Source organism: Jatrophihabitans lederbergiae (assembly GCF_031845305.1).
Classification (GTDB): domain Bacteria; phylum Actinomycetota; class Actinomycetes; order Mycobacteriales; family Jatrophihabitantaceae; genus Jatrophihabitans_A; species Jatrophihabitans_A lederbergiae.
In genome coordinates, this window is record NZ_JAVREH010000083.1 from 1 (window position 1) to 10690 (window position 10690).

The following is a 10690-nucleotide window of genomic DNA, read 5'->3' on the forward strand; positions in this document are numbered from 1 at the left end:
ACGTGGAACCGGCGCACCGAGCGACCTCGGCCAAACTGTCCTGCCCGCACGGCACAATCGGAAACCACAGAGGCTGCCGCCCCAAGAACGACGATCAACAGGCGCCGCGTGAAAGTTTCGGGCTAGGTGGTGGCCCTCGCGGCTACTTCGTCCGGTAGCGCTGGGCGAGCGTCGGGCTTTGCGCGCCGAAGGCGGCGAGGTCGGCTGTGAACACCGCGTCGAGCAGGTTTCTGTCGCTGTTGCGTACGACCGATCACAAGGTGATCGGGCGGATATACATGGTTACCGCTTGGATTCTGTTCATGATCGGCGGACTTATGGCGTTGCTGATGCGTGCCGAACTGGCCCGCCCGGGAATGCAATTCCTGTCGACGGAACAGTACAACCAGCTGTTCACCATGCACGGAACTATCATGCTGCTGTTTTTTGCGACACCCTTGGTTATTTACCCGGAATCGGTTGGAACCATCAGCGGCTGGCTAGGCGTCGCCAACACCAGCTTGCCTATGGGCGGAGTTCACTCTGATTCAGCTGAAGGCCGGCACGACGTGATCGATGAACAGTTGCAGCGACTGCTTCTTCTGGTTGTGGGTCATGCCGTTGTCAGCCCAGATGCTGAATTCGTCGACGCCGAGGTCGGCGTAGCGGCGGATGCGCTCGATCACCTCGTCTGGGGTTCCGATCATGGCTGTTTTGTGCAGCGCCTCGGGCGCGAATTCGGGGCGGTCGGCGAACTTCTCCTCCGGCGACGGGTCGAGGAACCCGTTGACGGGAGTGGTTTTGTTGCCGGCCCAGGCGTCGAAGGTCCGGTAGTACCGGCTGACGGCCGCGGCGCCCTCGCGCCAGCCGTCCTCGTCCGAGTGGAGATACGTGTGCCGCAGGACCATCAGGTCCGGTCGGGGCGTGTCGGGGTGCTTGGCTAGTGCGTCGTCGAACTTTCGCGTGAGGTCGACGACCTCCTCGTCGCCCTTCATCAGGGGTGTGACCATGACGTTGCAGCCGTTCTCGATGGCGAACTCGTGAGACTCCGGGCTGCGGGCGGCGACCCACATAGGCGGGTGCGGCTGCTGGATCGGTTTGGGCACGCTGGTCGAGGTGGGGAATTTCCAAATCGCGCCGTCGTGGGCGTAGTCGCCGGCCCACAGCTCGCGGACCGCCGGGACGAGCTCGCGCAGGTACGCGCCGCCGTCCGCGACCGGCATTCCGCCGGCGAGCCGGTCGAATTCGAACTGGTAAGCACCGCGGGCGATGCCGATCTCGGCGCGGCCGTTGCTGATGACATCGAGGAGCGCGCACTCGCCTGCGGCGCGGATCGGATTCCAGAAGGGCGCGACGATGGTGCCAGCTCCGAGGCGGATAGTGGTGGTCTTCCCCGCGAGGTAGGACAACAGCGGCATCGGGCTCGGCGCGATGGTGTACTCCATGGCGTGGTGTTCGCCGATCCAGACGGTGGAGAAGCCGCCGGCCTCGGCCATCAGTGTCAGCTCGCACAGGTTCTCGAATAGTTGCCTGTGGCTGATCTGATCGTCCCAGCGTTCCATGTGGGCGAACAGTGAGAAGCGCATCGGATTTTGATCCTTTCGTCAGTGCGGACCGGGTGTGTCGAATGTGTGAGCGCGCTAATCGCGTAGCGCGAGCAGGTCAGACATCGCCTCATGGGCGGACGCGGAGACGTGGGCGCGCATAGCGAGTTCGGCGCCTACCCCGTCCTTCTCCCGGATGAGCTCGGCGACGAGCCGGTGCTCGTCGACCGAACGGGCCAGTCGGCCCGGGTGAGCGACGGTATTGACGATCATGCGGTGGTAGGCGAGCTGATTCATGAGCGTGCGGTAGTGCGCCTCGAGCTTGCGGTTGTCCGCGCCACACAGCAGCGTCTCGTGGAAGTCATGCACCAGCGGTGGGTAACCGTCGATGTCGCCGCGGGAAAGCGCGCGCTCGGACGCCCGGACGTTCGCGTCGAGCAGGGTGAGCTCATCGGTGGGGCTGCGGCGGGCCATGAGACGGGCGGCCATGCCTTCGAACACCTCCTTGAGCTCGAACATCTCGACGATCTCGCGGCGGGTGATGCGCCGCACGAAGGTGCCGACCTTCGGGCGGATCTCGACGAGCCCTTCGACCTGCAGCTGCTTGAGCGCTTCGCGGACGGGCGTGCGGCTCACCTGGAAATGATCGGCGAGACGCACTTCGGACAGCGGTTCATCGGGTTGGTAGTCCCCGGATAGAACGAGCTCCCGTAGGCGAGGCAGCAGCGCCGCGCTGCCGTTTGCCCGGGCGGTGGGCGCTTCGTCGGTGCTGCGTGTCATTGCCTGGGCTCCGTTGTCTGATCCGTGCGGGCGTCACTTTCGGCGAGCGTGAGATCGCCGGTGGCCCAGTGCGTGCGTGGCACCTCGCGGATGATGACGCGGATGTGCTCGGAGCGAGCGTTCACTGTGCTGGCGACCGCGTCGTGCAGGGCGTGAATGAGCGCGCGCAGCTGTCCGTCGGTGCGCCCGGCTCCGAGTGTCACTTCGACTAGCGGCATGGTGATCAGCTCCGCATTACGAACGGGTCGGCCATTGGGTCTTCGTCGGTGTTGATCCAGACGCTCTTGAGACGGGTGTAGTCGCGGATCGTCTCGGTGCCATGCTCGACGCCCGCGCCGCTGTTTTTGAAACCCTGGCGCGGCGACATCGGCGACATGGCGCGGTAGGTGTTGACCCATACCGTGCCGGCGTCGAGCCGGGCGGCCATCCGGTGTGCGCGGGCGAGGTTGCTGGTCCACACGCCAGCGGCGAGGCCGAAGTCGGTGTCGTTGGCCAGCCGCACGACGTCGTCCTCGTCGTCGAAGGGCATCACCGCGGCGACCGGGCCGAAGATCTCCTCGCGCACGACTCGCATGTCGTTGGTGACATCGGTGAGGACGGTGGGTTCGTAGAAGTAACCACCGAGGCCGGCGTCGGTGGCCCGGCCGCCGACCAGCACGGTGGCCCCCTCCTCGCGGCCCAGATCGACGTAACCTGCGACCTTGTCGCGCTGGGCGGCGAAGGCCAGTGGCCCGAGTTCGGTGGCGTCGGCGAGCGGGTCGCCGATGCGGATGCTGCGGGCGCGCGCGGTGACCCGTTCGAGCAGCTCGTCGTACACGCCCTTCTGGACGAACACTCGGCTGCCGGCGATGCACGTCTGCCCCGCGGCGGCGAAGATCCCGGCCACCACGCCCATGGAGGCGTTGTGCAGATCGGCGTCCGCGAACACGATGTTGGGCGACTTGCCGCCCAGTTCCAGCGTCGACCCAATGAACCGGGAGGCGGCTGCGCTTGCAATGCGCGCGCCGGTTTGGGTGCTGCCGGTGAAGGAGATCTTGGTCAGGTCGGGATGGTCGACCAGAGCCTGCCCGGCCTCAGCGCCGAAGCCGGTGACGACGTTCACGACCCCGGGCGGCAACCCGGCCTCGATCGCGAGCTCGGCCAGCCGCAGCACCGAGGCCGACGTGTACTCCGACGGTTTGATCACGATGGTGTTGCCGGCACACAGCGCGGGCGCGAGCTTGCTGGTGGTCAGCGTCAGCGGCGAGTTCCACGGGGTGATCGCACCGACGACGCCGAGCGGTTCACGCAGCGTGTAGTTCAGTAGGCGACGGTCGGAGGCCGGGATGACGTCGCCCTGGATCTTATCCGCCAGTCCGGCGTAGTAATACAGGTATTCCGGCAGGGCGGCCATCTGGCCGCGCATCTCGCGCAGCAACTTGCCGTTGTCGTAGGTCTCGATGTGTGCGAGCTCGTCGGCGTGCTCGGCGATGACGTCGCCCAGTGCACGCAGCAACCGCCCGCGGCGGGTCTGGCTCAGGCCGCGCCACCGGGTGTCCTCGAACGCGCGGCGCGCCGCGTGGACGGCTCGTGCGACGTCCTCGGCGTTGCCTCGAGCCGCCTGGTAGAGCACCTCGCCGGTGGCGGGGTTGAGGCTGTCGAAGTACTCCCCCGATGACGGCTGAACCGTCTCACCGGCGATGAAATGGCCGTGACGTTGGTTCTCAGGCATGAGCGATCTCTCCAAGGAAGGCCGTCACGGCATCGGCGACGGCTCGTGGGTTTTGGACGGGAAGCAGGTGCCGCGCTCCGGGCACGACGACGAGGCTGCAGCCGGGGATGGCGTCGGCTAGCCGTTGTGACATCTCCGGCGTCGATCCGGTGTCCAGCTCGCCGGTGATCGCCAGGCTCGGCGCGGTAATGCGCGGCAGTTCGGGACCGATCTCGGCGTCGGCGGTGGCGAACACGCGGTAGCAGCTGAGGTAGGAACCGACGTCGTTGGCCAGCAGCGTCACCCTGGTGCGCTCGACGGCATCGGCACCGACCGATGTGCCGCGATACCACCTTTCGAGGGAGGCTGCGACGCTGCTCGGGAAATCGCCCGTTGCGCCGGCGAGCCGGTCGAGCACTCTCGATCGCTCGCTAGCGGTGCGCTGGCACACGGAGCTGACATTGGTCAGAGTCGCGACCAGGGTCGGCTCATACCGCGCGATGTGCTGGGCTACTAGAGCGCCGAGGGAAAACCCGACAAGGTTGTCGCCCGGGCGCAGCCCCCCGACCACCGACGCCGCCAGGTCGGTCAGTGTCGTGTGCTGGGGGGCCGGGGGGTTGGCGCCGTGACCGAGTAGGTCCGGCGCCCAGACCACGACGTCTGACGGCAGCGCCGCGACGACGGGCTGCCACATGCTGTGATCGAGCCCGACTCCGTGAAGCAGCACCAGACGTGTCGAAATCACCTGCAGCGCCTTACTGCTCGGTCGTCAGCGACGCCAGTCGCTGCTGGGGGCGTCCCTGCGCCGCGGCGGCCAACGCGATGACGATCTCACCGGGATGCGGAGCATCAGGTACGCGTACCTCCACCGTCTGATGGTGCGAGCGGATGGTCGCGTCGGTGATGTGTTTCATCGGGACGTCGAACGAGACGCCGGCCGGACCGCGCTTTTCGACGGCCGGCAGCAGCGTGGTCGCGTTCGCCGCCTTACGGAAGTGGTCGCCGAACTTGAGCGTGTGGATCAACGCCGACCCGTGCTCGACCTCACCGTCGAGCCCGACGACGGCACCCTTGCCGTATGCCTCCGGCGCCGCGCCCAGCGCCTGCACAACCAGCGGCGCGAGCAGCTCGCCGAGCTGGGAGGCGTTGGCTTCGATGCCCGGACCGAGATCCTCGACGAACCCCTGCCGCGCCCATGGGTTGTCGATCACGGCCGCGACGACGGCGACTCTCGCGACGGGGATGACCTCGCGGCCACCCTCACGGTAGATCTCCTCGACGATGGTGACCAGCTTGCGGACGTTCACGATGCTCGATCCTCCAGGATGGCTGCGCTGATGGGCTTGTCGGTGCTCCGGTCACCGATTCGCGGATGGGGCCTCGGGCCGGTCGAGGCGGCGACGATGACCATGATCTCGTCGGCGCGCGGCGCATCCGGGATGGTTGCGGTGATCGTCTGATAGTGGCTGCGGGTAGCTGCGTGCGTCTTGTTCCACATCGGGACGGCGAGGCTCTGACCGGCGTCGGCACGTGCATCGGCGAAGCAAATGATTGACTCGCCGTGGAGGAAGTCGCGCACCAGGTTGCCGAAGTAGGGCGTGTGGATCAGCGCACCGCCGTGCTCGATCTCGCCGGCCGTGCCTACGATGGCCCCCTTGCCGAAGGCCTCGATCGCCTCGGCGCCGCCAAGTAGGCGCAGCAACCGGTCGGTGAGCAGTTTGGCCAGTTGCGGCGCGAACAATTCGACCTCGGGCGTGAGGTCGCGGCCCGCATCGGTGTCGCCCCAGGGATTGGTCACGACGGCCGAGGCGACGGCTCGCAACGTCGACCGAGCAGGTCGCGTGCCGTTCTCATGCAGCACCTGCTCACAGGACGCCACGATCTTGCGCAGCGCGAGGGGGAGCGGCGCGGGCTGCGACATCACAGCGTCACCGTGCAGAACTGATGCGACCATCGCGTCCTCTCCTGGGCTCGGGAAACGGGCCGGCCGGGTCCTCCCGACATCCGCCGCGTCGTGCACATCATGCGGCATCTGCTCCCTCGGCCACCGTTTGTTGCATACTAGAGGCTAGCAGTCGGAGACGCTTTCGCAAGTGATTGTTGGGCCGCTGCTACAGGCATTATGCCACTCCTTTCGCTCCACACGGTTAGGCCGGCTGAGGTTTCCGCTTCAGGCATTGACGTGTTGCATGGCACGCTCTATCTTTCTGCCATGCAACAGATCTCCGAGAAGCTGCTCAGATCGGCGTGGTCCGCAGCCTGGGATCACGGAAACGTCGACGCCCTGGACGACATCGCCAGCCCCGACTACGTGCGCCGCAGCAGCGGTTCGAGCACCGAGATGTCACTGGCTGAGTTCAAGGCCGAGATCGTGGCGATCCGCGAGAGCTTCCCCGACCTGCAGACCACTACCGATTCCGTCGTCCTCGGTGGCGGGACCGCCGCGGTCTTCTGGACATCCGAGGGCACGCATGAGCGACCGTTCCTCGGCGTGCCGCCCACCGGCCGGCGAGTGCGGACGAGGGGGTCGAACCACCTCACGCTTTCGCGCGGCCGGATCCTCGTTGAAACCGTCACCTGGGACGGCAGCGAGATGCTGGCCTGCCTGGGCGTGCGATCCCTGCGCGACGACGTCGCCCGGCTCGCCGACGACACCGGCGCCGGGCCGGCGCCCGAGGTGCTCAAGCAGTTCAACCGGCAGTTTGTCACCGGCGTCACTGTCGTCACGACCCGCGACCACGACGACCAACCCCGGGGCCTCGCCGTCAACGCCTACGCGTCGATCTCGCTCGAACCGCCGCTGGCGCTCGTCTGCGTGCAGAAGACATCGTCGAGCTATCCATTCCTGTTCGCCAGTGACCGCCTCGGCATTAACGTGCTCAGCGCCGCGCAACTAGACATTGCCACGGTGTTCGGGCATCCCGGTCCGGACAAGTTCGCGCAGGTGCCGTGGCACCCGGCGCCGCACGGCAGCCCGCTGATCGACGGGTCGGCCGCCGCGCTCGAGGCCGAGATCCGTGAACGGTTCCAGGCCCGAACACACACCATCTTCGTCTGCCGAGTTCGGCACGCCGAGGTTTCCGACGACGACCCGATGATCTATCGGGCCGGACGTTTCTTCCACAGCAACGCCCTATGGCCGCTCGATGCGGCCCCGTCCACGACCCGCCCAGGGCCGACAGGAAAGGCATCGTCATGACCGCTGTTTCGCCGGGTAGCGCGCCCGCCGACCGGCAATACCGCGACAAGGTCGCGACCGTCGAACCGTACGGCGTCGACGCCATCCCCGACGCCGAACGCCACGGCAAGGCGACCTCCCAGATGTCCATCTGGTTCGCCGCGGGCATGAACTTTCCGATCATGGTCCTCGGCTTTTACGCCGTCGGCATGGGCCTGTCGCTTACCTCCGCCGTCACGGCGATCTTGGTCGGCTCGTTCGCCGGGTCGGTCGTGATGGGCATTCTGTCGCGCATGGGCGGCCGACTCGGCGTCGCGCAGCAGGTCCAGGCCCGCGGTCCGCTCGGCTTCTTCGGCAACTTTGCCCCGGTTGCCTACGTCAACGTCTTCGCCGGCATTGGCTGGGCGGCCGTGACAGTGATCCTCGGCGCGCAGGCCGCCCACTCGCTCGTGCACGGCATTCCGTTCTGGCTTGCCGCCCTGATACTGGTCTCACTGCAACTCGTCGTCGCGATCTACGGCTACAACATGATCCACTACCTGCAGCGGATCCTCGCGGTGGTGCTGTTCGCGGGCTTTCTGATGATCACGATCGTGGCGATTCACCGCGGCTCCCACGGCTATACAGCATCCAAGGCCGGAGTCGCCGCCTACGGCCACGCCGGCGGCTGGATCACGTTCATGGGCTACTTCCTGTCCTTCCTCATCGCCTGGTGGCCCTTCGCCTCCGACTACTCGCGCTACCTGCCCGACACCGACCGGGTCAGCCGCGCCACCGGCCTATGGACCTTCGCCGGCAACTTCATCTCCCTGTCCTGGCTGGGCATCGCCGGCGCGCTGCTCGGCGGGTCGGCCGCCAGTGGCCAGACCCCGATTGATGCCTTGCACACGCTCACCGGCTCGTTGGCCGTGCCCGCGCTGCTGACCATCCTGCTGTCGTCGTTCTCGCAGAACTTCCTCAACGTCTACGGCGGGGCCATTTCGATCCAGACCTTGCGCATCCCCGTCAGTCGCCGCACCGCGGTGATTTTCATCTGCGCCGTCGCCTACGTCATCAGCCTCTGGGCCGGCAACGGCTTCGAGGCCAAATTCAAGACGTTCCTGTTCCTCGGCGCATACCTGATCGCCCCCTTCGGCGCGGTCCTGCTGCTCGACTGGGTACTCAACAAGCGTTACGACCGGTCCAAGATCGGCGAACTCTACGACACCCGTCGAATACTTGAATGGGGTTTCGTCGCCTGGCTCGTCGGCTCACTGGCCTCCATTCCCTTCTGGGAACTGTCCTTCTACACCGGCCCCTTCGCGAAGGCCCACCCGCACTCTGGCGACCTGTCCTACTTCGTAGGTTTCGCCGTCGGGGCCATCGTGTTCCTCCTCGTGCACAAGCTGCCGCCGTTGTGGCATCGTCGCGGCCCCAGCGCGGTCGGGCCCGCGAGCGGCCCCAGCGACAGCGACGCAGTAACACCGATCCACGGTGGCGTCATCAGCGCCAGCCCCCTAGAACACGAGGTTCCCCTCGGGACGGTGCAACGGGACTAGCGCGCCGCCGTCAACCGGGTGGTGGTGCGGTCGAAATTTATCCGACGGTTCCTCTTGCAGTCCCGTCTTTGTCTTCGGTTAGATCCGGGAGCAAGCACACCGAGTCCCCCGACGGCGTGTTACTCCGGTTACTCCGGCTAGTCAGCAACTCAGCGATTAGAAGCCACGACCGAGGCTGAGTGCACCATCGGCGGTGATGCTGACCCGGAACGCCGTCGTGTCATCGTCGACGAGGTAGCACTCGATGACGACCAGCAGCTTCGGCGAGGACAGCCGATCTGATGCCGGGGCTGCACCAACCGAAACGGGCCGGCGGCGTAAACATCGACGCCAAGTGGCTTCAAGGTGCGGTCAGGTGCCGGAGACACCTGGCCGGCCTCGCCCTCGGATGAGGAACTCCTCGAACCTAAGCCGGACACCCCCGCGATGGGCTCGACCGCCGGGCTTGTGGATAACCGGCTCTGCGAGCGAGTTCGCTTCGCGCATCTGGAGAACGCGGCCACATCGGCCCCGCAGGACCACGGCTTGCTGTGGCCCACTCCCGCAACGGGCCGCTCAGTCCGCTGCTCGACGCCGGGCTAGGAGCGGGCGGTGGTGAGTGTCTGAGCGGCTCTGGTGAGGTGGTCGCGGAGAAGCCGTTCGTAGTCGCGTTCGGCGGTGCGGAGGAGTGTGCGGAGTTCGGTTGGGTCGGTGGTGCGTGGAATGCCCACCGGTACCGGGGTGCTGCCCCGCAGCGCTTCCTCCAGCAGTCCTAGTGCGATCGCGACGGCGTCCGGTCCTGGGTCGGTGGCGACCTGGCGGGCGTAGAGGTGGCGGATGAGTTGTTCGGTGCTGGCCCAGTCCTCGGTCAGATCCCGGATCCCGCCGCGCAGTATCCCCAGCCGGCGGCGCGCTGCCGTGGCATCAAACGGCGCCGCATTCCCACGGGAGTGTTTTCTTGCCGCGGGCTTACCAGCGCTGCCCTTAGCGGGTCGGGACTGAGGGACTATTTGACCTGTTGAAGCGGTCTGGCCCTGACCGGTCACCAGCTGAACCGGCGCCGGGGTCTGGGTCTGATCAAGCTCACCGGTCACCTCTCCTTTCAGCCGATGACCAGCGTGCCGGTCGCCCGCGGCGGGCACCTCCGCCCGCGAGCCGACCACGGCGGTGATGGTTGGAGGCACGCCGGCGCGGGTGACCGCCCGGTACACCGTGGACCGGGCGACGTTGAAAAGCTCGGCCAGCTCGGCACCGGTGTGCGCGCCGGCCCGGTGCAGATCGACGAGGTGCCGCTCCTGGCTCGGGCTGAGTTTCGGTTGCTTACCCCGCAACCGGCCCTTGGCCTTGGCAACAGCCATCCCCTCCCGTGTCCGCATCCGGATCAGGTCCGACTCGAACTCCGCCACCATCGCCAACACGTTGAACAACAACCGACCCACCGGATCGCCCGGATCATGCACCGAACCACCGAGGTTCAACTTCCCACCCCGACGCGTCAGTTCATCAACGATGTCGCGGGCATCGGGCAACGACCGGGCCAACCGGTCCAGCTTGGTGACGGTCAGGGTGTCCCCCGCCCGGCACGCCGCCATTGCCTCACGAAGCCCCGGCCTAGCTCGGTTAGTGCCAGTCAGCCCGTGATCGACATACACCCGCGACGCCTCAACCCCCAACCGGGCAAGCCCGTCCCGTTGAGCGGTGAGATCCTGCTCCACCGTCGACACCCGCGCATACCCGATCAGCAAGCCGCCCATCACCGCAGTGTCCCACATGAGGCACCATCACCGGGCGTTAAAGCGGGCGGCCCTTAGGGGACAGGCTCACTCCAACGTCTACGGGCGCTTACCTATCCTCCATCGGCGTCCCGTAGGGGGGTCGGCGGATTCTGGCGGTCATTGCAACAGCAGGTCGCCGATCAGTTCGTTCGGCTTCTTGAACGCTAGCCGTTTGCGGGGGCGGTCGTTGAGTTCCTGGGCGACCCAGTCGAGGTCCTCGGCGGAGT

9 protein-coding genes and 3 pseudogenes are annotated in these 10690 nt (G+C 66.7%); 3 read left to right on the plus strand and 9 right to left on the minus strand.

All coding sequences use genetic code 11. From position 1 onward, the window contains the following. Positions 1 to 206: 206 nt before the first annotated feature. A pseudogene (locus RM423_RS23160) lies at positions 207 to 443 on the plus strand (cbb3-type cytochrome c oxidase subunit I); the annotation flags it as partial. Between the two features lie 84 nt (positions 444 to 527). On the opposite strand, the gene RM423_RS23165 reads toward RM423_RS23160, so the two are convergent. Genes RM423_RS23165 through RM423_RS23195 form a run of 7 tightly spaced genes read right to left on the minus strand, consistent with a single transcriptional unit; the run spans position 528 to position 5947 of the window. Then, the gene (locus RM423_RS23165) at positions 528 to 1565 is read right to left on the minus strand and encodes an LLM class flavin-dependent oxidoreductase (protein ID WP_311425413.1); all 1038 of its coding nucleotides are present in this window, start codon (positions 1563 to 1565) and stop codon (positions 528 to 530) included. Positions 1566 to 1619: 54 nt separating this feature from the next. Then, positions 1620 to 2303 carry a GntR family transcriptional regulator gene (locus tag RM423_RS23170; protein ID WP_311425414.1) on the minus strand — a complete coding sequence of 228 codons (684 nt, stop codon included), beginning with the start codon at positions 2301 to 2303 and terminating at the stop codon, positions 1620 to 1622. Next, positions 2300 to 2521: a tautomerase family protein gene (locus tag RM423_RS23175; protein ID WP_311425415.1), complete on the minus strand. Its 222-nt coding sequence runs from the start codon at positions 2519 to 2521 to the stop codon at positions 2300 to 2302. The genes RM423_RS23170 and RM423_RS23175 overlap by 4 nt, the downstream gene beginning before the upstream one ends. Positions 2522 to 2526: 5 nt before the next feature. After that, positions 2527 to 4014 carry an aldehyde dehydrogenase gene (locus RM423_RS23180; RefSeq protein WP_311425416.1) on the minus strand — a complete coding sequence of 496 codons (1488 nt, stop codon included), beginning with the start codon at positions 4012 to 4014 and terminating at the stop codon, positions 2527 to 2529. After that, positions 4007 to 4738, minus strand: coding sequence for an alpha/beta fold hydrolase (locus RM423_RS23185; RefSeq protein ID WP_311425417.1), 732 nt, complete (start codon positions 4736 to 4738; stop codon positions 4007 to 4009). Before RM423_RS23185 ends, RM423_RS23180 begins: the two co-directional genes overlap by 8 nt. Positions 4739 to 4748: 10 nt before the next feature. Further along, positions 4749 to 5300 (minus strand): amino acid synthesis family protein, encoded by a 552-nt coding sequence (locus tag RM423_RS23190; protein ID WP_311425418.1) that lies wholly within the window; start codon positions 5298 to 5300, stop codon positions 4749 to 4751. Next, entirely contained in the window at positions 5297 to 5947 is a 651-nt protein-coding gene (locus RM423_RS23195; protein ID WP_311425419.1) for an amino acid synthesis family protein, read from the minus strand. The genes RM423_RS23190 and RM423_RS23195 overlap by 4 nt, the downstream gene beginning before the upstream one ends. A 258-nt stretch (positions 5948 to 6205) precedes the next feature. Here RM423_RS23195 and RM423_RS23200 point away from each other — a divergent pair, with 258 nt between their 5' ends. Together RM423_RS23200 and RM423_RS23205 are read left to right on the plus strand one after the other, a co-directional pair. Next, positions 6206 to 7192 carry a flavin reductase gene (locus RM423_RS23200; protein ID WP_311425420.1) on the plus strand — a complete coding sequence of 329 codons (987 nt, stop codon included), beginning with the start codon at positions 6206 to 6208 and terminating at the stop codon, positions 7190 to 7192. Then, the gene (locus tag RM423_RS23205; protein ID WP_311425421.1) at positions 7189 to 8709 is read left to right on the plus strand and encodes a purine-cytosine permease family protein; all 1521 of its coding nucleotides are present in this window, start codon (positions 7189 to 7191) and stop codon (positions 8707 to 8709) included. Before RM423_RS23200 ends, RM423_RS23205 begins: the two co-directional genes overlap by 4 nt. Positions 8710 to 9875: 1166 nt before the next feature. On the opposite strand, the pseudogene RM423_RS26085 reads toward RM423_RS23205, so the two are convergent. Beyond that, a pseudogene (locus RM423_RS26085) lies at positions 9876 to 10442 on the minus strand (recombinase family protein); the annotation flags it as partial. Between the two features lie 138 nt (positions 10443 to 10580). Next, positions 10581 to 10690: pseudogene (locus tag RM423_RS23215) on the minus strand (IS30 family transposase); the annotation flags it as partial.